The organism is Pseudonocardia sp. DxW (assembly GCF_058448985.1).
In genome coordinates this window covers 1-25,771 of the sequence record NZ_JBZFLK010000003.1, presented here as the reverse complement: position 1 = coordinate 25,771, position 25,771 = coordinate 1, and the positions used below count along the sequence as shown (strand labels likewise).

Sequence of the window (25,771 nt, the reverse complement as noted above, 5' to 3'; positions counted from 1 at the left end):
AACCGGACGGTGCTGGGGGATCGATGGACGCTGCGACGCGGGACTGGCTGCTCGACTCCGATCCGGCGCTGCGCTGGCAGGTCGAGCGCGACCTGATCGGCGCACCGTCGCAGGTGTGGCGACGGACCAGGGCGCGGGTCGCGACCGAGGGGTTCTGCGCGCGGTTGCTCGCCCACCAGGATCCGGACGGCCGGTGGGCGGGCGGCGCCTACTTCCCGGCGGAGCCGACCGGGGTGGACGGGCAACCCTGGACGGCCACCACCTGGTCGCTGAACGCGCTGCGCGAGTGGGGCCTGACGCCGCAGGTCCTTCGGGACCGCCGGACGGTCGAGCCGCTGGAGCGGAACTGCCGCTGGGAGTACGACGACCTTCCCTACTGGGACGGCGAGGTCGACTGCTGCATCAACGCCTGCACCCTCGCCAACGGGCTGTGGCTCGGGCGCGACATGGAGCCGCTGGCGCACCGGTTCGTCGAGCACCGGCTCGACGACGGCGGCTGGAACTGCGACCGGGGCGACGGTGCGCGACGGTCGTCGTTCCATTCGACCCTGAACTCGCTCGCCGGGCTGCTCGCGCACGAGACGGCGACCGGGGGCACCGCGGCGACCCGGGCGGCCCGCAGCGCGGGCGAGGAGTATCTGCTCAGCCGCCGCCTGCTGTACCGGCGCTCGACCGGTGAGCGGGTCGGGTCGTGGGTCGACCGGTTCGCCTACCCGTTCCGCTGGCGCTACGACGCACTCCGCGCGACCGACCACTTCCGTCGCGCGGCCGCACTCGACGGGGGACGGCCGGATCCGCGGCTGGCCGACGCGGTCGCGCTCGTCCGTGCGGCGCGGGGCGCGGACGGCCGGTGGCGGCAGGGCGAGCGTGATCCGGGAGCGGTCTGGTTCGAGGTGGACGCCCCGGCCGGGGAGCCGTCGCGGTGGCTGACGCTGTACGCGCTCCGGGTGCTGGCCTGGTGGGAATCCGATGTGGAAAGCGCTCGATAGAAGGCCTGGTGATGCGCTGCTGTTCGAACATGTGGTCGAGTGAGGGCGGACCGGGTGCCGATCCCGGCTGTGCCGATCCGGTCGTCGCCGTCCTCGGGTCGGTGCTCGAGGCGCTGGCCGGGCTCCCCTCGGATCCCGGTGGCGCCACCGGCGCCGGGCCGGCGGTCCGGATCGACCGGATCGCGCTGTTCGAGCGCCTCCGTGCCGTGGTCGCCGCCGGGCACGGCGCCGAGATCGTCGGCTTCGCCCGCGCCGCCGTCGAGGAGCGGATCGCCGCCGGCGATCTCGATCCACGCACCGCCGAGCGCGGGATCGCCGACCAGGTCGCGCTGGCCTGCCGGATCTCCCCGTCGGCCGGCTCGCGACGGCTGGGCAGCGCCCGCGCGCTGCACCTCGACCTGCCCCGGGTCTGCGCGCTGCTGCGGGCGGGGCGGATCAGCGAGGAGGTCGCCGAGCACGTCGTGTCGGAGACCCGCCATCTCGACCGGGAGGCCCGGCGCTCGGTCGACGAGCAGCTGGCCGGTGCCGGCATCGACGAGCTCGGCCGCCGGGCAGCGGCGGCGCTCGCGCGGCGGCTGGCCTACGAGTGCGACCCGGCGGCGTACGTCGCCCGGGGCCGCACCGCCCGCACGGACCGCCGGGTCGGGTGGCGGCCCGCGCCGGACACGATGGCGGTGCTGTCCGCCTGCCTCCCGGTCGAGCAGGGCGTCGCCTGCCTGGCCGCACTGCGCCGGCACGCCGATGCGGTGGTCGGCGCCGGATCCGATCGCAACCGCGACCAGATCATGGCCGACACCCTGGTCGAACGCCTGACCGGGCAGGCCCGGGCGGCCGACGTGAACGTCGAGCTCGGCATCGTGATCGGGGTCGACCAGCTGGTCGATCCCGCCGCCGGTGGCACCGCCGAGATCGTCGGCCACGGCCCGGTCCCGGTCGGCATCGCCCGCGACATCCTCGCCGGCACCCAGGGGCGGCGCTGGTGGCGGCGGTTGTTCGCCCGCCCGGCCGGTGGGCTGCTGGTCGGCGCCGATCCGCGGCGGCGGTACTTCGGCGGGGTGCCGGCCGCCCTGGTCCGGATCCGCGACGACGACCGCTGCCGCGATCCCTACTGCGACGCCCCGGGCCGGCACATCGACCACATCGTCCCCGCCCGCCGGGGTGGCCCGACGACCCCGGCGAACGGGCGGACGGTCTGCGTCCGCGGCAACCTCGTCCGGGAGCTGCCGGGCTGGTCGGTCGAGGTGCTGGCGGACGGCCTGGGCGACACGCCGCACACGGTGCGGACCACCACGCCGACCGGGCACACCTACCTCGGCCGGGCGCGCCGGACCGGATCACCAGGATCACGGCGGCGGGCCGGTCCCCGAGTGCTCGGTGGCTGTGCTCGCCGTCGCTGGTCCATGTCGCGGCTCCGCCGGCTACCGGGCCGACCTCGTCGCCTGCCCGCCCCGCCCCCGCGGGGCCGCGGGTCACCGGGAGGTGCCCGACGACGCACGGGCCGTGTCCGCCGGAGACGGGTGCCGCGGATCTAGGGTTCTCCCGTGGAACGATCGTTGCTGCAGCCGGTGTCGGTCGGGATCGTGTCCGCCGTCGTCGGGGTCACCAGCTCGTTCGCGGTCGTACTGGCCGGGCTCACCGCCGCCGGGGCCGATCCGGCGCAGGCCTCGTCCGGGCTGGTGGTGCTCACCGCGCTGATGGGCCTGGCCACGTTCTGGCTGAGCCGGCGCTCCCGCCGTCCGATCACCGTCGCCTGGTCGACCCCGGGGGCCGCGCTCCTCGCCACCACCGGGGCGGTCGCCGGGGGCTGGCCGGCGGTGGTCGGCGCGTTCCTGCTCACCGGGGCGCTGATCGTCCTCACCGGATTGTGGGGCCGGCTCGGTAGCCTCGTCGGATCGATCCCGGCGCCGCTGGCCCAGGCGATGCTCGCCGGGGTCCTGCTGCCGCTCTGCCTGGCGCCGGTCCGGGCGCTGGCCGAGCAGCCGCTGCTGGTGGCCCCGATCGTCGTCGTCTGGGTGGTGCTGCAGCGGTTCGCGCCGCGCTGGGCGGCGCCCGCGGCGTTCGTGCTGGCGCTGGCGATCGTCATCGTGCTCGCCGACGGCTGGTCCTGGCTGCAGCCGCCCACGCTGACGGTGACCGCGCCGTCGTTCTCGGTCGCGGCCGTCGTCGGCGTCGCGCTGCCGCTCTACGTGGTCACGATGGCCTCGCAGAACCTGCCCGGCGTCGCCGTGCTCGGCGCCGCCGGTTACCAGGTCCCGTGGCGGCAGGCGATGGTGGTCACCGGCGCCGGGACGATGATCGGCGCCACCGCCGGCGCGCACGCGATCAACCTGGCCGCGATCACCGCCGCGCTGCCCGCCTCACCCGAGGCGCATCCGGACCCGGCCCGGCGCTGGATCGCCTCCCAGGCCAACGGCATCACCTGCCTGGTGCTGGCACCGCTCGCGACGACCCTGGCCGCGCTGGTCGCGGCCGCGCCGCCCGGGGTGATCGAGTCCGTCGCGGGGCTGGCGCTGCTGGGGACGTTCGCGGCCGCGGTGACGGGGGCGATGGCGGTACCGGCGGGCGCCGAGGCGGCTCCGGCGGCCCGGGTGCCGGCCGCGATGGCGTTCCTGTTCGCCGCGGCGGGGTTCACGATCGGCGGGATCGGCTCGGCGTTCTGGGGGCTGGCCGTGGGGATCGTGCTGCACCTGGTGCTGACGGCGCGCCGGGTCAGTGCCTGAACGACTCCACCCGCACCTCGTCGGTGGGCTCGAACCGCCCGGCGGCGGCCGTGATCAGCGCGATGGTGCGCGCCGACTGGCTGCAGCCGAAGCCGTACTTCGCGCGGACCCGGGCGTCGGCGATCTCCATGCACGTCCGGCTGCGGTCCACGAAGTCCGCGACCGGGTACGACACCCCGGCCGCCAGGTGCTCCTCCACGACCAGCGACGGCGAGTAGTAGCTGACCTCGGTGCCGTCCGGCCACCGGACGTCGAACATCATCTCGGGCACGCCCGCGACGCTAGGTGCCCGCGGTTACCCCGGTGTTGCCCGCGGGCACTTACAGGATGAACCCGAACAGCGGGCTGTCCGGCGGGATCTGCTCGATGTGCGGCGGGGCCTCGTCCATCCGCTTGAGCAGCGCGGGCAGGTCGTCCGGCGAGCCCAGCTCGACCCCGACCAGCGCGGGCCCGGTCTCCCGGTTGGAGCGCTTGGTGTACTCGAACAGGGTGATGTCGTCGTCCGGGCCGAGCACGTCGTCGAGGAACCGGCGCAGCGCGCCCGGCTCCTGCGGGAACTCGACCAGGAAGTAGTGCTTGCGGCCCTCGAACACCAGCGCGCGCTCGACGATGTCGGCGTAGCGGCTGACGTCGTTGTTGCCGCCGGAGAGCAGGCACACCGTGCTCGCGTCGCGCGGGATGTCGAGCAGGTCCAGCGCCGCCGGGGACAGCGCGCCCGCGGGCTCGGCGATGATCCCGTCGGACTGGTAGAGCGCCAGCATCTCCACGCAGATCCGGCCCTCCGGCACCGCGACCAGCTCGACGCCGGACTCGCGCACGACGTCGAAGGTCGCCGCGCCGACCCGGCGCACCGCGGCGCCGTCGACGAACGGGTCCAGCGCGGCCAGCTCCACCGGCTCGCCGGCGGTCATCGCCGCCGCCATGCTGGCCGCGCCGGCCGGCTCGACGCCGACGATCCGGGTCGACGGCGAGTGTTCCCGCAGGTAGGTGACGGCCCCGGCGAGCAGCCCGCCGCCGCCGACCGGCACCACGAGCAGGTCCGGCGGGTCCGCCAGCTGGGACAGGATCTCCCGGACGATGGTGCCCTGCCCGGCGACGGTGCGCGGATCATCGAACGCGGGGACCTGGGTCGCCCCGGTGGACTCGGCGTCGGCACGGGCGGCCGCCGCGGCGTCGTCGTAGGTGTTGCCGACCACCCGGATCTCGACCGCGTCCCGGCCGAGGCGGGCGACCCGGTCGCGCTTCTGGCGCGGTGTGGTGCCCGGCAGGTACACCCGCCCGCGCACGCCGAGCCGCTGGCAGGCGAACGCGACGCCCTGGGCGTGGTTGCCCGCGCTCGCGCAGACCACGCCGGCCGCCCGGTCGGTCTCGGGCAGCTGGGCGATCAGGTTGTACGCGCCGCGGATCTTGTACGAGCGGACCGGCTGCAGGTCCTCGCGCTTCACCCAGACCTCGCCGCCGAGCGCGTCGGACAGCCGCGGGTTGAGCTGCAGCGGGGTCGGTCCGATCACGGCGCGGAGCCGGGCCGCCGCGTCGTCGACGTCCGCGGCGCTCACCCGGGTGCCGGGGGCAGGGGAAGTGCTGGGGTTCACGATCGACCAGCGTCTCACGGCCGCACCGGCCGGCCTGCACCAGGGAGTGGTCAGCCCAGCCGTACGGTGGCGCGCTCGGTCTCCGCCCGCCGCTCCAGCGATCCCTCGGCGTTCACCACCTGGACCAGCGAGGCGCCCGCCGCGAGCACCGCGAGCAGCCCGTCGCGCAGGCCCTCCGGCGAGTCCCAGGCGAGGGTGGACAGCACCCGCGCGCCCCCGGTCAGCTCCAGCGCGGCGGCCCGGGCGAGGGCGGCGTCGAGCACCTCGGCGCCGGTCGCCCCGTCCCAGGCGACGGCGTCGCCGGGCACCGGGTCCCAGGGCACGAAGTCGTCGCCGTGCACCCGCACCTCGCTCGCGAAGTCCAGCACCCCGGTGGGCAGCCCGGTCAGGCCGCGCCCGAACGCGTCCAGCGAGAACGCCACGATCGCGTCCGCGCCGGCCGCCAGCGCGGTGTCCAGCCGCGCGGCGTCGGCCAGCACCAGGTCCGCCGTGGCCGGGTCGCCGACCAGCTCGGCGCCGCAGGACCACACCGCCAGCAGCGCGGCCGCCGTCTGCCAGTGCGCGGGGAGCAGCACCGACACCCGGCTGCCGGGTTCGACGTCGCACTCGTCGCGCAGCAGGTTCGCCGCCTTCGCCGTCCAGTTCGCGGCGGTGGTGCCGGACAGCTCCATCCGCTCGCCGGTGGCGTCGTCGTAGTGGGTGAACAGCGGGCGCGCGGCGGCGGTGCCGAGCGCCGGGCCGAGCAGGGCGTCGGTGAGGTACAGGCCGGAGCCGAAGACGGTGGTCATCGTCCGCCGACGCTACCCAGCGCCGGTCGTCAGTCGATGCAGGGCACCCCGCCGGCCGAGATCGGCGGGGTGGCGGGCGCGGGTGCGGGGGAGGGGCCGGAGCCGGAGCCGCCGGTCTGCGCGGCGCCCGCGGACGACGAGGTGCCCGCGCCGGAGTAGTCGGCGCCGATCAGCACCTGCACCCGGCCCTGGCCGACGGCGTCGGACTGCTCGACCCCGATCCCGCCGAGCGCGCCGGCGACCCGCCGCGCCCCGGCGTCGCCGTCGGCCTGGCTGTAGCGGACGACCGAGGTGGTCCGTTCCGGCGCGTTGCCGATCTCGCCGGGGGTGATCCCGTTCTGCCCGAGCACGCCGGCGACCCGGGCGGCGAGACCGGTGGTGCCGGAGCCGTTCGCGACGTCGGCGACGACCGGTGCGGGTGCCGGTGCGGGCTCGGCCTCCGGCTCGGGTTCCGGCGCGGGCTCGGTGTGCCGGGCGACGAACTCCTGCACGTCCTGCGGGTCGACGACCAGCACGTCGCCGCTGCCGGTGTTGCGCGGGCCGCCGGTCGGGATGGTCAGGAAGTCCATCTGCCCGGCCGCGATCTGGGAGGCCTCCTCGGCGAACCCGAGGATGTCCCAGCCGCTGTCGATGACCACGGACCTGTGCACGACGTCGATCAGCGCGCCCAGCTTCGTCGGGTCGGCGAGCGTGCCCGAGGACAGCACCTTGTTCGCCACCGCGGCCAGGAACACCTGCTGCCGGGTGATCCGGGACAGGTCGCCGCCGGCCAGGCCGTGCCGCTGCCGGACGAAGGCCAGCGCGTCGGCGCCGGAGATGGTCTGCGGCCCGGCCGGCAGGTCGATCCCGGAGAACGCGTCCCGGGCCGGGGCCTTGAGGCAGACCTCGACACCGCCGATGGCCTGGGTGAGGTTGTAGAAGCCGAGCAGGTTGACCTCGGCGTAGTGGTCGATCCCGAGCCCGGTCAGGTCCTGCACGGCGCCGATCAGGGCCTGCCGCCCGGCCTGGGAGGACTCCTCGTCGACCTGCTTCGGGTCGGCCATGCCCTCCTCGACCAGGCGGGCCGCGGCCTGCGCCTTGGTCTGCGGGTAGGCCGCGTTGATCTTGTTGCGGCCGAGGCCCGGGATCCGCACCTCGGAGTCGCGCGGCACCGAGAACGCGGTGGCCCCGCCGCCGTCCGTCGGGACGTGCACGACGATGATCGTGTCCGAGTTGAGCACGCCGTCCTCGGCGCCGCTGCGCAGCTCGGCCAGCACCTCGGCGGGCAGCGGATCGCCCTGCGCGTCGGTGCGGCTGTCGACCCCGACCAGCAGGATGTTCCGCTCGCCGCCCGCCGAGCCGCCGAAGATCACGTTGGTGGTGGTGATGCCGCCGGTGACGTCCCGGTAGAGCGTCCACACCGCGCCGGTCAGCAGCAGGGTGAGCACCGACATCGCGGCGACGCCCACCTGGAACCGGTACAGCCAGCGCCGACCGGTGGACGGCCGGGCGGGCGGGCGGCGATCGGCCGGACGGGCGGACGACGGCGGGTACGGACGGACACGGGGCCGGCGGGGGTCGCTCATGCCCGCCTCCCCTCACGTCGGTCCGGGCTGCCGATCGGGTTCAGGGTGCAGCATCGGGGCCCTTCCCGGGGGCCGTACCGGCATGCGTGTCGGCCCGGTCGCCCGGATGCTTGATCCGGCACGGACTTGAGGGTGACGTTGCGGCGCACCGCGTCGTCGCTGATCGGACGGCCGGGGACGGTTCGGGAGGGGATATCCCCAGTGCTGCGGTCGTCACCGGGTGTGACGTTCGCGGCGCGATCGTGACGCCGCCCGGGCGGCGGTGGCCCGGCCTCGCTAGCGTGCCCGGTGTGCAGCCATCCGTGCGGACCTACGGCGACCGGGTCGCCGTCGTCACCGTGACCTACTCCCCGGGGCGCACCCTGGACGCCTTCCTGGACTCGCTGGCCGGTGCGACCGGCCGGTCCGGCGTGCCGGTGGTCCTGGCCGACAACGGCTCGGTCGACGGCGCCCCGGAGCGGGCCGCCCGGGAGCGGGACGAGGTGCGGTTCCTGCCGATCGGCGAGAACGTCGGCTACGGGGCCGCGGCCAACCGCGGGGTCGCCGGGCTGGACGACTCCTACGGCTGGGTGGTCGTCGCGAACCCGGACCTGGAGTGGGCCCCCGGCTCGCTGGACGCGCTGCTCGACGCCGGTGTGCGGCATCCGCGCGCCGGCGCGCTCGGCCCGCTGATCCGCGAGCCCTCCGGCGAGGTCTACCCGTCGGCGCGCGAGGTCCCGTCGCTGCTCGCCGGTGCCGGGCACGCCGCGCTCGGGCCGGTGTGGCCGGGGAACCCGTGGACCACGGCCTACCGGCGGTCCCGCGAGGACCTCACCGAGCGGCCGGCCGGCTGGCTGTCCGGGTCCTGCCTGCTGCTGCGGCGGACCGCGTTCGACTCGGTCGACGGCTTCGACCCGCGCTACTTCATGTACTTCGAGGACGTGGACCTCGGCCGCCGGCTCACGCTCGCCGGCTGGCAGAACGTCTACGTACCCTCGGCCGAGGTGACGCACGTCGGCGGCGTCTCCACCGGCAAGCCGGAGGTGTCGGCGCGGATGCTCGCCGAGCACCACCGCAGCGCCTACCGGTTCCTGGCGGACCGGCACCCGGGCCCGGCCCGGGCACCGCTGCGGGCCGCCGTCCGGGCCGGGCTCGCCGTCCGCTCGCGACTCGCGGCCCGCGCGGGCTGAGACCGGCTCACCGGAGCCGACCGAGAGCTGACGAGAGAACACCTGAGGGGGAACCGCGTTGCAGGACGTCGAGGCGGTCGTTCTGGTCGGGGGCAAGGGCACCCGGCTACGGCCACTGACCCTGTCGGCGCCCAAGCCGATGCTGCCCACCGCGGGGGTGCCGTTCCTGGCGCACCTGCTGTCCCGGATCCGCGAGGCGGGCATCCGGCGGGCGGTGCTGGGCACGAGCTACCTGGCCGAGACCTTCGAGGAACACTTCGGGGACGGCACCGCGCTGGGGCTCGACCTGACCTACGTGACCGAGACCGAGCCGCTGGGCACCGGCGGCGGGATCCGCAACGTCGCGCAGAAGCTCTCCGCCGAGCACGTCATGATCTTCAACGGGGACGTGCTGGCCGGCACCGACCTGCGGGCGGTGGCGGACACGCACCGCTCCTCGGGCGCCGACGTCACGCTGCACCTGGTCCGGGTGCAGAACCCGCGGGCGTTCGGCTGCGTGCCGACCGACCCGAGCGGCCGGGTCCTGAAGTTCCTGGAGAAGACCGAGGACCCGCCCACCGACCAGATCAACGCCGGTTGTTACGTGTTCCGGCGCGAGGTCATCGACACCATCCCCGAGGGGCGCCCGGTGTCGGTGGAGCGCGAGACGTTCCCGGACCTGCTGGCCTCCGGCGCGCACGTGCAGGGGCACGTCGACGTCGCCTACTGGCGGGACATGGGCACCCCCGGCGACCTGGTGCACGGCTCGGCGGACCTGGTCCGCGGCGTCGCGCCGTCGGCGGCGCTGCCCGGCCCGACCGGCGAGGCGATGATCCTCGACGGCGCCGAGGTGGCGTCCGACGCGCTGGTGTTCGGCGGATCGACGATCGGCCGCGGCGCCCGGATCGGGTCCGGCGCGAAGATCGAGGGCTCGATGCTGTTCGACGGCGCCGTGGTCGCCGCCGGGGCGGTCGTGGAGAACTCGGTGATCGGCGCCGGCGCCGTCGTCGAGGAGGGCGCCAGCGTGCGGGACACCGTGGTGGGCGACCGGGCGGTGATCGGCGCGCACTGCGAGCTGCGGCACAACCTGCGGATCTGGCCGGACGTCACGCTCCCGCCGCACGGGATCCGGTTCTCCCCCGACGTGTGAGCCCCGGCCGAGCCCCGGCGGTGACGATGCGAGACCGCGAGTGGCACCCGCCGTACCCGCTCGACCTGTACGGGGTGCTGTCCCCGCTGCGCCGCGGCCGCGGTGACCCGACGTGGCGGACGGCGAGCGACGGCGCCGTCGTCTGGCGGGTGAGCACCACGCCGGACGGCCCGGCCACGGTGGCCTACCGGCGCCGGGCCGGCGGGCCGGTGCGGGCCACCGCCTGGGGGCCCGGCGCGGACTGGGAGATCGACCGGCTGCCGTCGCTGCTCGGCGGCGACGACGACCCGTCGGTGTTCGTCGCGCACCATCCGCTGGTCGCCGACGCGGTCCGGCGGATGCCCGGCCTGCGCCTGGGCTCGTCCGGCCGGGTGTGGGACGCGCTGCTGCCCGCGGTGCTGGAGCAGAAGGTGACCGGCACCGAGGCCCGGCGGTCGTTCCGCGAGCTGGCCCGGCGGTTCGGCGACCCGGCGCCCGGCCCGGCCGGGGTGGTGCCGGACGGGATGCGGGTGCCGCCGACCCCGGAGCAGGTCCGGGCGATCCCGGACTGGGAGTGGCACCGCGCCGGGGTCGATCACGCGCGGCGCTCGGCGATCCTGCACGCCGCCGTCGTCGCGCACCGGCTGGAGGCGGCCGCCGGGCTGGCCGGCGAGCCGGGGCGGGTGCTGCTGCGCCGGGTCCGCGGGATCGGCGTGTGGACCGCGGCGGAGATCGCCCAGCGGGTGTGGGGCGATCCGGACGCGGTGAGCTTCGGCGACTTCCACATCCCGAACACGGTCGGCCACGCGCTGCTCGGCCACGACCTCGACGACGCGGGCCTGCTGGAGGTCCTGGCGCCCTACGCCGGGCAGCGCCAGCGGGCGGTCCGCTACATCGAGTCGTCGGGGTTCCGGCGGCCGCGGTTCGGCCCCAGGTTCTCCCCGCGCGACTACCGCACCCTGTGACCGCCGTAGGGTCGTTCCCGTGAAGGTCACCGTTCTGGTCGGAGGGGTCGGCGGGGCCCGCTTCCTGCAAGGCGTGAAGGCGGCGCTCGGCCTGCCCGCGACCGGGCCCGCGCCCGAGGGCCATCCGCACGAGATCGACGCGGTCGTCAACGTCGGCGACGACATCTGGCTGCACGGCCTGCGGGTCTGTCCGGACCTGGACACCTGCATGTACACCCTCGGCGGCGGCATCGACACCGGCAAGGGCTGGGGCCGTTCGGAGGAGACCTGGTCGGTCGCCGAGGAGCTCGCCGCGTACGGGGCCGACCCGACCTGGTTCGGGCTGGGCGACCGGGACGTCGCCACCCACCTGGTCCGCACCCGGATGCTGCGCGCCGGCTACCCGCTGTCCCAGGTCACCGAGGCGCTCTGCCACCGCTGGCAGCCCGGCGTACGGCTGATCCCGGCCTCCGACGACCGGGTCGAGACCCACGTCGTCATCGACAACCCGGAGCCGGGCGACACCGACGACGCAGCGCCGCAGGTCGCCGTGCACTTCCAGGAGTGGTGGATCAGGCACCGGGCCGCGCCGAAGGCGTACCGGTTCGCCTCGGTCGGCGCCGACCAGGCCGCGATCCAGCCGGACGCGCGGGCCGCGATCGCCGGGGCGGACGTCGTGCTGGTGGCGCCGTCGAACCCGGTGGTGAGCATCGGGACGATCGTGTCGGTCCCGGGTGTCCCACAGGCACTCGCGACGACCCCGGCGCCGATCGTCGGGCTGTCGCCGATCGTCGGCGGCCGCCCGGTGCGCGGGATGGCCGACGCCTGCCTGACCGCGATCGGCGTCGAGACCAGCGCCGAGGGCGTCGGGCGGCACTACGGCGGGCGCGGCGAGGGCGGCCTGCTCGACGGCTACCTGGTGCACACCGGCGACACCGCCACCGTGCCCGGCGCGACCGTCCGCGAGGTCCCGCTGCTGATGACCGACGTCGAGGCGACCGCGGAGATGGCCCGCGCCGCGTTCGAGGTGGCCGGTCGTGCCGTCTGAGCCGTTCCCCGACCACGCCTCGGCCGGGCTGGAGATCCGCCCGGTGCCCGGCCTGCCCGAGTTCCGTCCCGGCGACGACCTCACCGCGGTGCTCGCCGACGCGCTGGGCTGGCTGCGCGACGGCGACGTCGTCGTCGTCACCAGCAAGGTCTTCTCCAAGGTGGAGGGCAAGCTGGTCCCGGCCCCGGCCGACGAGGAGGAGCGCGACGCGCTGCGCCGCAGGCTGGTCGATCAGGAGACCGAGCGGGTGCTGGCCCGGCGCGGGAGGACGCTGATCGTCGCCGGGAAGCTCGGCATCGTGCAGGCCGCGGCCGGGATCGACGGGTCGAACGTGCGCCGCGACGAGCTGGCGCTGCTGCCCGCCGATCCGGACGCCTCGGCCGCCGCGCTGCGCGCCGGGCTGCGCGAGCGGCTCGGGGTGGACGTCGGCGTCGTCGTCACCGACACCCTGGGCCGGACCTGGCGGATCGGGCAGACCGACGTCGCGATCGGCTCGGCCGGCGTCCCGGTGCTGCACCGCTACGGCGGCGCCGTCGACGCCCAGGGCAACGACCTGCTGGTCACCGAGATCGCGCTGGCCGACGAGCTCGCCGCCGCCGCCGACCTGGTCAAGGGCAAGCTCGGCGCGGTGCCGGTGGCCGTCGTGCGCGGCATGACTTTGACCGACGACGGCTCGGTCGCCCGCGATCTCATCCGCCCGCTCGAGGACGACCTGTTCTCGCTGGGCACCGAGGAGGCGCTCGCCCTCGGCCGCCGCGAGGCGGTCCTGCTGCGCCGCAGCACCCGCGAGTTCGCCGACGAGCCGGTGGACGCCGCCGCGCTGCGCCGGGCCGTCGGCGTCGCGCTGACCGCGCCCGCCCCGCACCACAGCACCCCGTTCCGGTTCGTGTGGCTGCGCGACCCCGGGCGCCGGTCCGCGGTGCTGGACGCGATGCGCGACCGCTGGCGGGCCGATCTGGCCGCCGACGGGCGCCCGGCCGACGAGATCGAGCGCCGGCTGGCCCGCGGCGACCTGCTGCGCCGGGCACCCGAGCTGGTGCTCGCCTTCCGCAGCGGCGAGGGCATGCACGACTACCCGGACGCCGCCCGCGCCGCCGCCGAGCGGGACATGTTCACCGTCGCCGGCGGCGCCGCGGTGCAGGCGCTGCTGGTGGCGCTGGCGGCCGAGGGGCTGGCGTCCTGCTGGGTCGGGTCGACGATCTTCGCGCCCGAGGTGGCCCGCTCGGCGCTGGAGCTGCCGGCGGACTGGGCGGCGCTCGGCGCGGTCGCGGTCGGGGTCCCGGCGCAGCCGCTCGGCCCGCGCGCCCCGCGGGACACCGCCGAGCACCTGCTGGAGATGTAGCGATGGTGACAGCGGCGACGGCGGCCCGTGAGCTGACCGGCTGGGAGCCGCCGGACGAGGCGCAGCGGGCGCTGCGGTACGCGCTGCTGGCGTTCCTGGACGCCCGCCCGGACGACGCCTGCGACCGGTCCTGTGCCCCCGGGCACCTGACGGCGTCCGCCCTGCTGCTGGACGCGGCGGGCGAGCACACGCTGCTGACCCTGCACCCGCGGGTGGGGCGCTGGATCCAGCTCGGCGGGCACTGCGAGCCGGGGGACGACTCGCTGCGCGCGGCGGCGCTGCGCGAGGCGACCGAGGAGTCCGGGATGGACGGGCTGGCGATCGGCGAGCAGCCGCTGCACATCGACGTCCATCCGGTCACCTGTTCGGGCGGTGTGCCCACCCGGCATCTGGACGTGCGCTACCTGGTGCGCGCCCCGGCCGGGGCCCGGCCGCGGATCAGCGACGAGTCGCTGGATCTGCGCTGGTGGCCGGTGGACGCGCTGCCCCCGGACAGCGACACGGTGCCGGCGATGGTCGCCGCCGCCGGGGGAGCGGCGGTCACAGGTTCCGCCAGAAGAACAGCGCGCTGAACCCCTGCCCGGCGAGCTGGGCGTCGCCACCGGCCAGCGCGTAGAGGATCTGGGTGCCGGTGAAGAACAGCGCGCTCACCCCCGGCACGAACAGCAGCACCCCGAGCAGCGCCAGCGGCGCCCACGGCCGCACCTTCTCGCCGAACCGCTGCGCGGGGGCCGACAGGTAGGGCTCGAGCGCGCCCCACCCGTCCAGGCCGGGGACCGGCAGCATGTTCAGCACGAACGCGACGACCTGGAACAGCGCCAGCGCGGAGAGCCCGGCGGCGACCGGGCGCGGCATGCCCGGGAACAGCGCGACGACGACGATCAGCGCGAAGCCGACGACCAGGTTCGCGGCCGGCCCGGCCAGCGAGACCCCGGTCCGCCAGGCCCGCGAGCGCAGCGCCCACTGGTTGATCCAGACCGCGCCGCCGGGCAGCGGCAGGCCGCCGATCAGCAGGATGATCAGCGGCAGCACCAGGGACAGCCCGGGATCGGTGTAGCGGCGGATGTCGAGGGTGAGATAGCCCTTCATCGCGACCGAGGTGTCGCCGCCCTTGTAGGCGGTGATGGCGTGCCCGAACTCGTGCAGGCACAGCGACACGACCCAGCCGGCCAGCACGATCACGAAGACGCCGGTGATTGCGAGCGCCTCGGACCCGGCCGGGACCGCGGCGGCCGCCAGCGCCACCCCGAACAGGGTGATGCCGACGAGCAGGAGGAACCACGGGCTGATACGGCGGGTCAGGGAAGGCACGTACCCATCCTCCCGAACCGATCAAACGGACGCGCGTGGGGCTTCACTCGTTCGGCAGAGCCGGCTTGCACAGAGCGAATGTCGGCGCTGTACTTACAGCGGTGTCATTCGCCGGTGCGTTGCGGGGAGGTGGGCGAGTGGACGACGTCGAGGGGTTCATGCGGATGCTGCGGCCGGCGGAAGCCGGGCCGGGGGCCGAGCGGCCGGTCGTGGAGGATCACGACCGGGTCGCGCAGGTTCTGGACCTGAAGGGGCTGCTGGACGAGGTACCCGGGGACGAGGTGCCCGACTGGCAGGAGCGTGCGCTCTGCGCCCAGACCGATCCGGAGGCGTTCTTCCCGGAGAAGGGCGGGTCCACCCGGGAGGCGAAGCGGATCTGCTCCGGCTGCGAGGTCCGGGCCGAGTGCCTGGAGTACGCGCTGGCGCAGGACGAGCGCTTCGGGATCTGGGGCGGCCTGTCCGAGCGGGAACGACGGCGGCTGCGCCGAGCAGCCGTCTGAGCCGTACCGGCCCGGGTCACCGCGAGGTGCCCGGGCCGTCGTGCACCGGGGGCCCGGTCAGTTGCCGTCGACCGCGTCCGGCTCGATGTTGAGGTACTCCGCGACCTGCTCGACCAGCACCTCGTGCACCAGGTCGGCCAGGTCCTCGCCGTTGCGCGCGCGGGCCTCCAGCGGGCGGCGGTAGAGCACGATCCGGGCCCGGGTCGGGATCCCGGCCGGGTCCACCCCGGCCGGCACCAGGTGCGCCAGCGGGACGCCGACGTCGGCGAGCACCCCGGTGCCCCAGACCACCTCGTCGGGTGAGGTCCGGTCCACGCTCGGCACGTCGTCGACGGCCAGGTCGAGATCGGCCAGCTCCGGCCCCCAGCGGGCCTCGATCGGCTCCAGGGCCTCCAGCACCTTCGCGTCGAACCGTTCGGCCCGGGTGCGGAAGGCGGGCGTCGACACCGGATACATCAGTCCGCGCAGTCCCCGGCCGCGACGGTCCCGGCGGCGTGGGGTGCGGCGGAGCAGGCGGTGGGCGGTGGACACCGGTGCAGTCTAGGCCCCGCCGCGGCGGTCGCGGAGCGGTGACGGCCCGTCGGTGGAGCGCCGTACACCGAGCCGGGTGCGCGTCGCAGTGCGGCGGACGCGGGCGTACGGGCTATCGTCCCCCGTGTGTTGAGTGTGCGGAGATGTTCACGGACGGGCTGCACCGAGCTCGCCGTCGCCACGCTCACCTACGTCTACGCCGACTCCACCGCCGTCGTCGGGCCGCTGGCGACCCAGGCCGAACCGCACTCCTACGACCTGTGCACCGGGCACGCGCACAACCTGACCGCGCCGCGCGGCTGGGAGGTCGTCCGGTTCGAGGGCGAGTTCGCCCCGCCCCAGCACACCGGCGAGGACCTCACCGCGCTCGCCGACGCCGTCCGCGAGGCGGGCCGGGTGGACCGGCCGGTCGAGGTGGTGGCCCGGCCCGGCGGGACCGGCAGGCGGGGGCACCTGCGGGTGCTGCCGACCCCCGACGAGGACAGCGCGGACGGGTGAACGGCCTGAGATAGGGTCAGTCGTCGTGCCCGACCTCTCGGCGATCGTGAAGGCCTACGACATCCGCGGTGTCGTCGGCGAGCAGCTCGACGAACCGGCCGCGCGCGCCCTCGGCGCGGCGACCGCGCGGCTGGTCGCTGCGGACCGGCCGGCCCCCTCCGCGGTGGTCGTCGGCCGGGACATGCGGGACAGCTCACCCGCGCTGGCGGCCGCGTTCGCCGACGGGGTGACCGGTCAGGGTCTCGACGTCGTCGACATCGGGCTGGCCAGCACCGACATGCTGTACTTCGCCTCCGGCTCGCTGGACCTGCCGGGCGCCATGTTCACCGCCAGCCACAATCCGGCCCGCTACAACGGCATCAAGCTCTGCCGGGCGGGTGCGGTGCCGATCGGGCAGGACAGTGGGCTCACCACCATCCGGGACGACGCCGGCCGGCTGCTCGCCGACGGGATCGTGCCGGTCGCGGCCACCGGCACCGTCCGCACCGGGGACATGCTCGCCGGGTACGCGGCGTACCTGCGCTCGCTGGTCGACCTGTCCTCGCTGGACGCGGGCCCGGAGCTGACCGTGGTCGTCGACGCGGGCAACGGGATGGGCGGGCACACCGTCCCGACCGTGTTCGACGGGCTGAACGTGCGGGTGGTGCCGCTGTACTTCGAGCTCGACGGCACCTTCCCGAACCACGAGGCGAACCCGCTGGAGCCGGCGAACCTGGTCGACCTGCAGAAGCTCGTCGTCGCCGAGGGCGCCGACCTGGGCCTGGCCTTCGACGGCGACGCCGACCGCTGCTTCGCCGTCGACGAGCGCGGCGACGCGATCAGCCCGAGCGCCATCACCGGCCTGGTCGCGGTCCGCGAGCTGGGCCGGGCGCGCGACGCCGGCGAGCCGTCCGCCGCCGTCATCCACAACCTGATCACCTCGCGGGCCGTCCCCGAGCTGGTCGCCGAGCACGGCGGCCGGCCGGTCCGGACCCGGGTCGGCCACTCGTTCATCAAGCAGACGATGGCCGAGACCGGCGCGGTGTTCGGCGGCGAGCACTCGGCGCACTACTACTTCCGGGACTTCTGGAAGGCCGACTCCGGGATGCTCGCCGCGCTGCACCTGCTGGCCGCGCTCGGCGAGCACCGGCGCGCGCAGCCGGGCGGCACGCTGTCCGGCCTGATGACCGCCTACGAGCGCTACGCCGCCTCCGGCGAGATCAACTCGACGGTCGCCGACCAGGCGGCGAAGGTGGCCGAGATCGAGGCGGTCTACGGTCCGCGGCCGGGGGTGGCGCTCGACCGGCTGGACGGCCTGACCGTGACGCTGCCGGACGGCTCGTGGTTCAACCTGCGGGCCTCGAACACCGAGCCGCTGCTGCGGCTGAACGTGGAGGCGCCGGACGACGCGGCGGTCCGCAGCCTGGTCGACGAGGTGCTGGCGGTCGTCCGCGCCTGAGGTGCCGCGCACCCCGGGTGACCGCCGCAGCGGGCGCCGGTACCCGGTCGGCCCCCGCGCGGTGCCGACCCGTGGTGGCAGCATCGACTCCAGACATGACGACGAGGAGAACCGTGGCCGTACAGCTCGACCCCCAGCTGCTCGAGATCCTGGCCTGCCCGTGTGACGCGCACGCCCCACTGCGTCCCGGCACCGCGGGCGAGCCGGGCGCGGACGCGCTGACCTGTGTGTCCTGCGGCCGCTCCTTCCCGGTCACCGACCAGATCCCGGTGCTGCTGCTGGACGAGGCCCTCCCGGGGACCGGTCCGGCGAGGGACGACGGGTGAACGGCGTGCTCGACGACACCCTGCTGGCCGACCCGGGCGAGCTGATGGCCCGGGACACGACCGGCGTGCTGCGGGCCGCCGCGACGGCGGGGGCGCAGGTCCGGTCCGCGGTGCACGCCTGCGACGAGGCCGGTCTGGCCCGGCTGCGCGGGCACCGGCCGCGGGCGCTGGTGCTGCTGCGCAGGCCCGGCGTGTCCGGGGCGGTCGCCGATCTGGTGACCGCGCTGCTCGGTGACCGCTGCCCGGTCCCGGTGGTGCACGCCGCGGTGGTGCCGGGCTGGGTCGGGCCGCTGGACGTCGTCGTCGCGCACACCTCCGATCCGGCCGATGCCGAGCTGGCCGAGTCGATCGCGATCGCGGTCCGCCGCGGCGCCGAGGTGATCCTGTCGGCGCCGGACGCCGGGCCGGTCGCCCAGGCGGGTGCCGGGCGGGCCCGGCTGGTCGAGCCGCGGATCCCGCTGCCCGAGGGGCTCGGCTTCGCCCAGGCGCTGGCCGTCGTCCTGGTGACGGTCACCGAGCTGGAGCTGATCACGCCCGCCCCGGCCGCCGGGCTGGAGGCGCTGGCCGACGCGCTGGACGCCGAGGCCGAGCGGAACCAGCCGGGGCACGAGCCGTTCGTGAACCCGGCGAAGTCGCTGGCGCTGCGGCTGGCCGAGCGGACCCCGCTGCTGTGGGGGGTCGATCCGGCCGCCGCGGCCGTCGCCCGGCAGGGGGCGACCGCGCTGGCGGCGCACGCCGGCGTCGTCGCGCACGCCGCCGATCTCGGCCAGGCGGGCACGCTCGCCGGGCTGCGGGTGGCGGTGGACCTCGCCGAGCGTTCGGCCGGGGTGTTCCACGACCCGTTCGACGACGCCGATCCGGACCGGGACGCGGCCCCCGCCCCCCGGCTGGTGCTGCTGGGCACCGGCGAGGAGGACCCGCAGGCGGTCAGCCGCCGCACGCTCGGCCGGGAATGGCCGAACGCCGACGTCGCGCACCCGGTCGAGGAGGTGCCGCGGGGCACCCGCGACGCGGTCCTGCTGCGGGCCGCCGTGCTGGCGCTGCGCGTCGACATCGCCGCGGTCTACCTGGGCCTGGCCGGCCGGGCCGCGCTCGGCACCTGACACACCCGCGAACAGCTGACACCGGGAGACCCGTGGAACTGCTGGAGAACCCGATCCGGACCTACGCCTGGGGGTCGCGGACCGTCATCGCCGACCTGCTCGGCGAGCCGGTGCCGTCCCCGCACCCGCAGGCCGAGCTGTGGCTGGGCGCGCACCCGGCCGCGCCGTCGACGGTGGGCGGTCCCGCGGCGCGGCGCCCGCTGCACGAGCTCATCGGGCAGGACCCGGCGGCCGCGCTCGGCCCGGGCCGGGAGCGGTGGTCCGGGCGGCTGCCGTTCCTGCTGAAGGTGCTCGCCGCCGAGGAGCCGCTGAGCCTGCAGGCGCACCCGAGCCTGGAACAGGCCCGGGAGGGCTGGGCCCGGGAGAACGCGGCGGGCATCGCGGTGGACGCGCCGAACCGCAACTACCGCGACGCCAACCACAAGCCGGAGCTGATCTGCGCGCTCTCCGAGTTCGTCGCGCTGGTCGGCTTCCGCGAGCCGTCCCGGACGGTCGAGCTGTTGCGCGCGCTCGACGTGCCCGAGCTGGCGTCCTACACCGAGCTGCTCGCCGGGCAGCCCTGCTCGGACGGGCTGCGCGCGCTGTTCACGACCTGGATCACGCTGCCGCAGTCGGTGCTCGACGGCCTGGTCCCCGCGCTGCAGGAGGGGGCGGTGCGGCTGCTGGGGGCCCGCACGGCCGACAGCGAGCGGTTCGCCGGGGAGGCGCGCACCCTGCTGGACCTCTCCGAGCGCTACCCGGACGACGCCGGCGTGCTGGCCGCGCTGCTGCTCAACCGGATCACCCTGCAGCCCGGCGAGGCGCTGTACCTGCCCGCCGGGAACCTGCACGCCTACCTCTCCGGCGCCGGCATCGAGCTGATGGCGAACTCGGACAACGTGCTGCGCGGCGGCCTGACCCCGAAGCACGTCGACGTCCCGGAGCTGCTGCGGGTGCTGGACTTCGCCGCGCCGCCGCCGCCGGTGCGCACCGCGCGGCCGGATCCGGGCACCGACGGCTGGTACCGCTACGACGTCGGGGCGGAGGAGTTCCTGCTGCGCCGCGCCGACACCGGCGGCCGGGACAAGCTCGACGTCCCGGGTGCCGGGGCGCGGATCCTGCTGTGCACCGCGGGGGCCGCCACGGTCGCCGCACACGGCGAGGAGGTGGAGCTGCCGCGGGGCGCGGCGGTGTACCTGGCCGCCGCCGACACCGGCGCCGTGCTCACCACCGGCGACGACGGCGCCACCGTGTTCCTGGCGGGCGACGGGCTCCAGCCCGGCGGGGAGCGGTCTCAGTAGGTGTTCGGCGCCCGGTGGTGCTCGAAGATCAGTGACGTCCGGGTGCCCGCGACCTCGGTCCAGGAGTTGAGCGCGCCGACCAGCTCGCGCAGCGCGACCGTGTCGGCGGTGGCGACCCGGATCATGTAGTCGTCGTCGCCCGCCAGGAAGTACACGTCGCGCACCGCGGGCAGCCGGGACGCCCGGGCGACGAACTCGTCGAGGCGGTCCCGCGCGTCGGCCTGCAGCCGCACCGAGATCATCGCCTGCAGCGGGTGGCCGGTGGCGGCCGGATCGACGTCGGCGTGGTAGCCGCGGATCACCCCGCGCTCGCGCAGCGCCCGGATCCGGCCGAGGCAGGTGGACGGCGCGATGCCCACCGCGGCGGCGAGCGCGTTGTTCGGCGCGCGGGCGTCGCTCTCCAGCAGCCGCAGCAGCGCGCGGTCGATGTCGTCGAGCCGAACGTCGTTCGGCCGGGCTGTTCGACGGAGGGACAGTCCTGAAGATTCTTCGCTCAACGTCGCTCCTTTGAGAATCTTCGTCGTGCTTGTTGGCAGCGTACCGCTTCTTCTTCACCATTGACCGTAGTCGAGGTGAGGAGCGAGACATGCGCGTCGCAGTGCCGAAGGAGACCAAGGACAACGAGTTCCGGGTCGCCCTGACCCCCGCCGGGGTGCACGAGCTGGTCCGGCGCGGGCACGAGGTCGTCGTCGAGCACGACGCCGGTGCCGGCTCCGCGATCGCCGACGCGGACTACAAGGAGGCCGGCGCGCAGATCCTGGCCGACACCGCCGAGGTGTGGGGCTCCGCCGAGCTGCTGCTCAAGGTGAAGGAGCCGATCGAGTCCGAGTACGGCTTCCTGCGGCCCGACCTCACGCTGTTCACCTACCTGCACCTGGCCGCGTCCCGGCCGTGCACCGACGCGCTGCTGGCCGGCGGCACCACCTCGATCGCCTACGAGACGGTGCGGACCGCCGACGGCAGGCTGCCGCTGCTCGCCCCGATGAGCGAGGTCGCCGGCCGGCTGGCGCCGCAGGCCGGCGCGTACCACCTGATGCGCTCGGCCGGTGGCCGCGGCGTGCTGATGGGCGGCGTCCCCGGCGCTCCCGGCGCCGACGTCGTCGTGCTGGGTGCCGGGGTCGCGGGCGCGAACGCGGTCGCCATCGCGGCCGGCATGCAGGCCCAGGTGACCGTGCTGGACATCGACGTCGACAAGCTCCGCGCGATCGACGAGCGCTACGCGGGCCGGGTCCGCACCGTCTACTCCACCGGTCTCGCCGTGCGCGAGGCCGTGACGAACGCCGATCTGGTCATCGGCGCGGTGCTGGTGCCGGGCGCCAAGGCGCCGACCCTGGTGCCGAACGAGCTGGTCGCGCAGATGCGCCCGGGTGCGGTGCTGGTCGACATCGCGATCGACCAGGGCGGGTGCTTCTCGGACTCGCGGCCGACCACGCACGCCGAGCCGACCTACCCGGTGCACGAGACCGTCTTCTACTGCGTCGCGAACATGCCGGGCGCGGTGCCGCACACCTCCACCCGGGCGCTGACCAACGCCACGCTGCCCTACCTGCTGCGGCTGGCCGACCAGGGCTGGGAGGCGGCCACGGCGGCCGATCCGGCGCTCGCCGCCGGTCTGTCCACGCACCGGGGCGAGCTGCTCTCGGCCGAGGTCGCCGAGGCGCACGGGCTGCCGCACCGCGCGAGCTGAGCCGCCGCCGCGGCCGTTCCCGCAGGTCACGGGGACAAAAGCGACATTCCACCGCGCAATCTCATTGTGACCTCAAATCTGGGTTCCGATTCGTGACGCAAGGCTGCTGGCGGTCGTAACTTCACCGCCCATGACGGTCACGAGCCGTGGTGGCGGGATCTTCCGCACCAAGACGGTCGAGCAGTCCATCCGGGACACCGACGAGCCGGACACCCGGCTCAAGAAGGATCTGGGGACGATCGACCTGATCGTCTTCGGCGTCGCGGTGGTGATCGGTGCCGGCATCTTCACCCTCGCCGCGAGCACCGCGGGCAACATCGCCGGGCCCGCGGTCTCGCTGTCGTTCGTGCTGGCCGCGGTCGCCTGCGGCCTCGCCGCGCTGTGCTACGCCGAGTTCGCCTCCACCGTGCCGGTCGCCGGCAGCGCCTACACGTTCTCCTACGCCACCTTCGGCGAGTTCCTCGCCTGGATCATCGGCTGGGACCTGGTGCTGGAGTTCGCAGTCGGCTCGGCCTACGTGTCGAAGGGCTGGTCGGAGTACCTGGCCCAGACGCTCGGCCTGTTCGGCGCCGACGTGTCGACGTCGTTCGACCTCGGCGGGTTCTTCTCCTTCGACTGGGGCGCGCTGCTGCTCGTCGTCGCGCTGGCGTTCCTGCTCTACCGCGGCACGAAGCTGTCCAGCCGGGTCAGCCTGGTGATCACCGCGATCAAGGTGCTGATCGTGCTGTTCGTGATCGTGCTCGGGCTGTTCTACGTCAACGCCGCCAACTACACCCCGTTCGTGCCGTCGCCGGAGGCCGGGACCACCGAGACCGGCACCGGCATTCAGCAGTCGCTGCTGTCCTTCTTCGGCGGCGCCTCGTCCAGCGTGTTCGGCGTCTACGGGGTGTTCGCCGCGGCCGCGATCGTGTTCTTCGCCTTCATCGGGTTCGACGCCGTCGCTACCACCGCGGAGGAGACGAAGAACCCGGCCAAGGCGCTCCCGCGGGGCATCCTGGGTTCGCTGGCCATCGTCACCGTGCTCTACGTCGCGGTCGCCCTGGTGATCACCGGGATGGTCCCGTACACCGAGCTCGCCACCCAGCCGGACGGCACCCGGGCCACCCTCGCCACCGCGTTCGCCTCGCTCGGCGTCGACTGGGCGGCGACGATCATCGCCCTGGGCGCCCTGCTCGGCCTCACCACCGTCGTCATGGTGCTGATGCTCGGGCAGATCCGGGTCATCTTCGCGATGTCCCGCGACGGCCTGCTGCCGACCGGTCTGGCGAAGACCAACAGCTTCGGCACCCCGGGCCGCGCCACTTGGCTGATCGGCACCGTGATCGCCCTGGTCGCGACCTTCTTCCCGGCCGACGACCTGGAGCAGATGGTCAACATCGGCACCCTGTTCGCGTTCGTGCTGGTCTCGATCGGCGTGGTCGTCCTGCGCCGGACCCGGCCGGACCTGCCGCGCGGCTTCCGCACGCCGCTGGTGCCGCTGGTGCCGATCCTGGCGGTGCTCGCCTGCGTGTGGCTGATGCTCAACCTGTCGGTGGAGACCTGGCTGCGGTTCGTGCTGTGGATGATCATCGGCGTGGTGATCTACTTCGCGTACTCGCGGAAGAACTCGGTGCTCGGCAGGCGCGAGCGCGGCGAGCTCCCGGCGCAGGCGCAGGCGCAGGCCGCCCCGGAGTAGCCCAGGGCCGGGCGCTACCGCTGTTCGGCGACTCCTCGTGACCGCCCGACAGCAGTACGCTCGCATCCCATGACCGTCCCACCGCCCGGTGATCCGGACAGCCCCGCGGTCTGTCTCGACGTCGGCTCGTCCTGGACGAAGGCGGTGCTGGTACTGCCGGACGGCACCCCGGCCGGCTTCGCCGAGCACCCGACCACCCCCGACGTGGACGAGGGCGTCGACGCCGCGGTCGCCGCCGCGGCGGCCTCGGCGGGCCGCGCCGGCGGCCCCACCCCGCCGGTGCTGGCCTGTTCCTCGGCGGGCGGGCCGCTGCGGCTCGCCGTGGTCGGCGCGGAACGGCTCACCACGGTCGAGGCCGGGCACCGGGTCTGCCGGTCCGCGGGCGCCCGGGTGGTCGGCGTGCACACCGGGCCGCTGGAGGGCCGCGGGGTGCGCGAGCTCGCCGCCCAGGAGCCCGGCGCGGTGCTGCTGCTCGGCGGGCCGGACGGCGAGGACCCCGGCGTGCTCCTGCACAACGCCGGCCGGCTGGCCCGCACCCGGGGCCGGTGGTCGGTGCTGCTCGCCGTCGATGCCTCGGCCCGGGCGGACGCGCTGGAGCTGCTGCGGGCCGGTGGGCGCACCGTGCGGTCCTGCCCGAACCCGACACCGCGGCCGGGCGAGATCGTGCCCGGCCCGGTCCGTGACGCGGTCGCCGAGCTGTACGCCCGGCAGGCCCCCGGCGCGCGGCCGCGCCGCCCGGGGGAGCGGGCCCGCACCCGGACGCCGGTCGCCGTCGCCGACGGTGCGCGGGCGCTGGCCCGGCTGACCGGGACCGGGGTGCTTGTGGTCGACGTCGGGTCGGCGACCACCGGCGTGCACGGCTGCGTGCCGGACGGCGGCGGGTTCCCCGCCGAGGCGGTGATGACGGTCGAGGGGGACCTCGGCGTCCGCGACGGTGCCGCAGGCGTCCTGGTCGAGGGCCAGACCGAGGGGCTGGTCGATCCGGTGGAGGCGGACCTGCTCGGGCCGGCTGTCGCCGCGCTCGCCACCTCGGGCGCCGCGGTCCCGGCCGACCGCGGTGCCGCGGCGGAGGACCGGCGGCTCGCGGCCGTCGCCGCCGTCGTCGCGCTGCGCAGGCACCTGCGGTACGCCGGCCGGATCGATCCGGCGGGCTCGGGCGGCCGTGATATCGGTCTCGTCGTCCTGACCGGCGGGGTGTTCCGGCAGCGGGACCCGGCGGGGCTCGCCGCGGTGGCCGCGACGGTGCGTCGTGATCCCGCGCTGATGACCGCTCTCGCGCAGGTCGACGTCGAGGTCGACAGCGAGTCCGTGCTGGCCCCGGCCGGTCTGCTGGCCGCGCACGGACGCGAGCGGGCGGCGGGTGTGCTGCTCGCCGAGCGGCTGCTGGGATGATCGTCACCGGCGCCCGGAGCGGTTGACACCCACCGGGCGCCTGGGAACGATGGAGCCCGCGAGAGAGTCGGGCGCCGAGAGGCGCTGCAGCGGTGAACCGCTCGGCTGCGCGAGCAGCGGGCACGATCCGCCACGCTCGGGCCCGACCCGCCACGGACGAGGAAAGGGCGCCTGTCTCCGACGAGGAGGGAGGGCCGACGTGACCCGTCCTGGGCCCGTTCTCCCATCCTTCCTGCGCGGAGCGCCCACCCGTCCGGTTCCGCGGCCGGTCACCCCCGGCCGTACGGATGAGTTCGACCCGATCGCCCGAGGAGGCGCACCCACCCCATGACCGCATCCCAGACCACCGGCCACCCCAAGCTGCAGACCGTGAACGGCCTCGACTTCGCCATCGCCGACATCAACGGTCACGAGGCGGGCCGCAAGGACATCCGGCTGGCCGAGAACGAGATGCCGGGCCTGATGGACCTGCGCCGCGAGTACGCCGAGGCCAAGCCGCTGCACGGCGCCCGGATCGCGGGATCGCTGCACATGACCACGCAGACCGCGGTGCTGATCGAGACGCTGGTCAGCCTGGGTGCCGACGTGCGCTGGGTGTCCTGCAACATCTTCTCCACCCAGGACGACTCGGCCGCCGCGACCGTGGTCGGCCCGCACGGCACCCCGGAGAGCCCGCAGGGCGTCCCGGTGTTCGCCTGGAAGGGCGAGACGCTCGAGGACTACTGGTGGTGCACCGAGCAGCTGTTCAAGTTCCGCGACGAGAAC

Annotated in this window: 26 protein-coding genes; 19 read left to right on the top strand and 7 right to left on the bottom strand. The window is 75.2% G+C overall.

Annotated elements, in window-relative coordinates:
* Positions 1-23 precede the first annotated feature (23 nt).
* From ACVJO7_RS05185 to ACVJO7_RS05175, 3 genes are read left to right on the top strand one after another with little or no spacing between them, the layout of a single operon-like run.
* Positions 24-989, top strand: coding sequence for a squalene cyclase (locus tag ACVJO7_RS05185; protein ID WP_491671956.1), 966 nt, complete (start codon positions 24-26; stop codon positions 987-989).
* Between the two features lie 29 nt (positions 990-1,018).
* Entirely contained in the window at positions 1,019-2,521 is a 1,503-nt protein-coding gene (locus ACVJO7_RS05180) for an HNH endonuclease (RefSeq protein WP_491671955.1), read from the top strand.
* A 9-nt stretch (positions 2,522-2,530) separates the two neighbouring features.
* Positions 2,531-3,709, top strand: coding sequence for a benzoate/H(+) symporter BenE family transporter (locus ACVJO7_RS05175; RefSeq protein ID WP_491671954.1), 1,179 nt, complete (start codon positions 2,531-2,533; stop codon positions 3,707-3,709).
* On the opposite strand, the gene ACVJO7_RS05170 is transcribed toward ACVJO7_RS05175, so the two are convergent.
* The 4 genes from ACVJO7_RS05170 to ACVJO7_RS05155 form a co-directional block, all read right to left on the bottom strand.
* Positions 3,699-3,971 carry an MSMEG_0570 family nitrogen starvation response protein gene (locus tag ACVJO7_RS05170; protein ID WP_491672213.1) on the bottom strand — a complete coding sequence of 91 codons (273 nt, stop codon included), beginning with the start codon at positions 3,969-3,971 and terminating at the stop codon, positions 3,699-3,701. The two genes, ACVJO7_RS05175 and ACVJO7_RS05170, sit on opposite strands and share 11 nt — an antisense overlap.
* 58 nt (positions 3,972-4,029) lie before the next feature.
* Positions 4,030-5,265 carry a threonine ammonia-lyase IlvA gene (gene ilvA, locus ACVJO7_RS05165; protein ID WP_491672212.1) on the bottom strand — a complete coding sequence of 412 codons (1,236 nt, stop codon included), beginning with the start codon at positions 5,263-5,265 and terminating at the stop codon, positions 4,030-4,032.
* Between the two features lie 86 nt (positions 5,266-5,351).
* Positions 5,352-6,089, bottom strand: a complete 738-nt coding sequence (locus tag ACVJO7_RS05160) for a TIGR03089 family protein (protein ID WP_491671953.1) — start codon at positions 6,087-6,089, stop codon at positions 5,352-5,354.
* A 29-nt stretch (positions 6,090-6,118) separates the two neighbouring features.
* The gene (locus ACVJO7_RS05155; RefSeq protein ID WP_491671952.1) at positions 6,119-7,654 is read right to left on the bottom strand and encodes an LCP family protein; all 1,536 of its coding nucleotides are present in this window, start codon (positions 7,652-7,654) and stop codon (positions 6,119-6,121) included.
* Positions 7,655-7,944: 290 nt separating this feature from the next.
* Here ACVJO7_RS05155 and ACVJO7_RS05150 point away from each other — a divergent pair, with 290 nt between their 5' ends.
* The 6 genes from ACVJO7_RS05150 to ACVJO7_RS05125 are packed head-to-tail and all read left to right on the top strand — an operon-like array spanning position 7,945 to position 13,837.
* Positions 7,945-8,823, top strand: a complete 879-nt coding sequence (locus ACVJO7_RS05150; protein ID WP_491671951.1) for a glycosyltransferase family 2 protein — start codon at positions 7,945-7,947, stop codon at positions 8,821-8,823.
* 58 nt (positions 8,824-8,881) lie between these two features.
* Positions 8,882-9,952: a mannose-1-phosphate guanylyltransferase gene (gene manB, locus ACVJO7_RS05145; protein WP_344029538.1), complete on the top strand. Its 1,071-nt coding sequence runs from the start codon at positions 8,882-8,884 to the stop codon at positions 9,950-9,952.
* Between the two features lie 26 nt (positions 9,953-9,978).
* Positions 9,979-10,896: a DNA-3-methyladenine glycosylase family protein gene (locus tag ACVJO7_RS05140; protein ID WP_358488128.1), complete on the top strand. Its 918-nt coding sequence runs from the start codon at positions 9,979-9,981 to the stop codon at positions 10,894-10,896.
* Positions 10,897-10,915: 19 nt separating this feature from the next.
* Positions 10,916-11,923: a 2-phospho-L-lactate transferase gene (gene cofD / locus ACVJO7_RS05135; RefSeq protein WP_491671950.1), complete on the top strand. Its 1,008-nt coding sequence runs from the start codon at positions 10,916-10,918 to the stop codon at positions 11,921-11,923.
* Entirely contained in the window at positions 11,913-13,265 is a 1,353-nt protein-coding gene (locus tag ACVJO7_RS05130) for a coenzyme F420-0:L-glutamate ligase (protein WP_491671949.1), read from the top strand. The genes cofD and ACVJO7_RS05130 overlap by 11 nt, the downstream gene beginning before the upstream one ends.
* A 2-nt stretch (positions 13,266-13,267) precedes the next feature.
* Positions 13,268-13,837 (top strand): NUDIX hydrolase, encoded by a 570-nt coding sequence (locus ACVJO7_RS05125; protein WP_491671948.1) that lies wholly within the window; start codon positions 13,268-13,270, stop codon positions 13,835-13,837.
* Here the strand turns inward: ACVJO7_RS05125 and ACVJO7_RS05120 are convergent.
* On the bottom strand, positions 13,806-14,576 hold the full coding sequence (locus tag ACVJO7_RS05120; RefSeq protein WP_491671947.1) for a site-2 protease family protein: 771 nt from the start codon (positions 14,574-14,576) through the stop codon (positions 13,806-13,808). The genes ACVJO7_RS05125 and ACVJO7_RS05120 overlap by 32 nt on opposite strands.
* A 164-nt stretch (positions 14,577-14,740) precedes the next feature.
* Here ACVJO7_RS05120 and ACVJO7_RS05115 point away from each other — a divergent pair, with 164 nt between their 5' ends.
* Positions 14,741-15,076 carry a WhiB family transcriptional regulator gene (locus tag ACVJO7_RS05115; RefSeq protein WP_491672211.1) on the top strand — a complete coding sequence of 112 codons (336 nt, stop codon included), beginning with the start codon at positions 14,741-14,743 and terminating at the stop codon, positions 15,074-15,076.
* A 57-nt stretch (positions 15,077-15,133) separates the two neighbouring features.
* Here the strand turns inward: ACVJO7_RS05115 and ACVJO7_RS05110 are convergent, their stop codons facing one another.
* Positions 15,134-15,607 (bottom strand): metallopeptidase family protein, encoded by a 474-nt coding sequence (locus ACVJO7_RS05110; RefSeq protein WP_085914786.1) that lies wholly within the window; start codon positions 15,605-15,607, stop codon positions 15,134-15,136.
* Positions 15,608-15,742: 135 nt separating this feature from the next.
* Here ACVJO7_RS05110 and ACVJO7_RS05105 point away from each other — a divergent pair, with 135 nt between their 5' ends.
* The 5 genes from ACVJO7_RS05105 (at position 15,743) to manA (ending at position 20,252) form a co-directional block, all read left to right on the top strand.
* Positions 15,743-16,105, top strand: a complete 363-nt coding sequence (locus ACVJO7_RS05105) for a DUF3499 domain-containing protein (protein WP_344029835.1) — start codon at positions 15,743-15,745, stop codon at positions 16,103-16,105.
* A gap of 25 nt (positions 16,106-16,130) precedes the next feature.
* On the top strand, positions 16,131-17,543 hold the full coding sequence (locus tag ACVJO7_RS05100; RefSeq protein WP_344029553.1) for a phosphomannomutase/phosphoglucomutase: 1,413 nt from the start codon (positions 16,131-16,133) through the stop codon (positions 17,541-17,543).
* Between the two features lie 113 nt (positions 17,544-17,656).
* A complete protein-coding gene (locus ACVJO7_RS05095; RefSeq protein WP_344029556.1) occupies positions 17,657-17,869 on the top strand; it encodes a Trm112 family protein in 213 nt (70 codons plus the stop codon).
* Entirely contained in the window at positions 17,866-18,972 is a 1,107-nt protein-coding gene (locus ACVJO7_RS05090) for an SIS domain-containing protein (RefSeq protein WP_344029560.1), read from the top strand. The genes ACVJO7_RS05095 and ACVJO7_RS05090 overlap by 4 nt, the downstream gene beginning before the upstream one ends.
* A 32-nt stretch (positions 18,973-19,004) precedes the next feature.
* Positions 19,005-20,252: a mannose-6-phosphate isomerase, class I gene (manA, locus tag ACVJO7_RS05085; RefSeq protein WP_344029563.1), complete on the top strand. Its 1,248-nt coding sequence runs from the start codon at positions 19,005-19,007 to the stop codon at positions 20,250-20,252.
* Here manA and ACVJO7_RS05080 read toward each other — a convergent pair.
* The gene (locus tag ACVJO7_RS05080) at positions 20,246-20,749 is read right to left on the bottom strand and encodes an Lrp/AsnC family transcriptional regulator (RefSeq protein WP_344029567.1); all 504 of its coding nucleotides are present in this window, start codon (positions 20,747-20,749) and stop codon (positions 20,246-20,248) included. The genes manA and ACVJO7_RS05080 overlap by 7 nt on opposite strands.
* 89 nt (positions 20,750-20,838) lie before the next feature.
* Here ACVJO7_RS05080 and ald point away from each other — a divergent pair, with 89 nt between their 5' ends.
* From ald to ACVJO7_RS05060, 4 genes are all read left to right on the top strand, one after another.
* Positions 20,839-21,939 (top strand): alanine dehydrogenase, encoded by a 1,101-nt coding sequence (gene ald, locus ACVJO7_RS05075; protein WP_344029569.1) that lies wholly within the window; start codon positions 20,839-20,841, stop codon positions 21,937-21,939.
* 130 nt (positions 21,940-22,069) lie between these two features.
* A complete protein-coding gene (locus tag ACVJO7_RS05070; protein WP_491671946.1) occupies positions 22,070-23,614 on the top strand; it encodes an amino acid permease in 1,545 nt (514 codons plus the stop codon).
* A gap of 69 nt (positions 23,615-23,683) precedes the next feature.
* Positions 23,684-25,006, top strand: a complete 1,323-nt coding sequence (locus tag ACVJO7_RS05065; RefSeq protein WP_491671945.1) for a glutamate mutase L — start codon at positions 23,684-23,686, stop codon at positions 25,004-25,006.
* Between the two features lie 327 nt (positions 25,007-25,333).
* The coding region (locus ACVJO7_RS05060) for an adenosylhomocysteinase (protein WP_491671944.1) at positions 25,334-25,771 on the top strand (438 nt) is incomplete at its 3' end.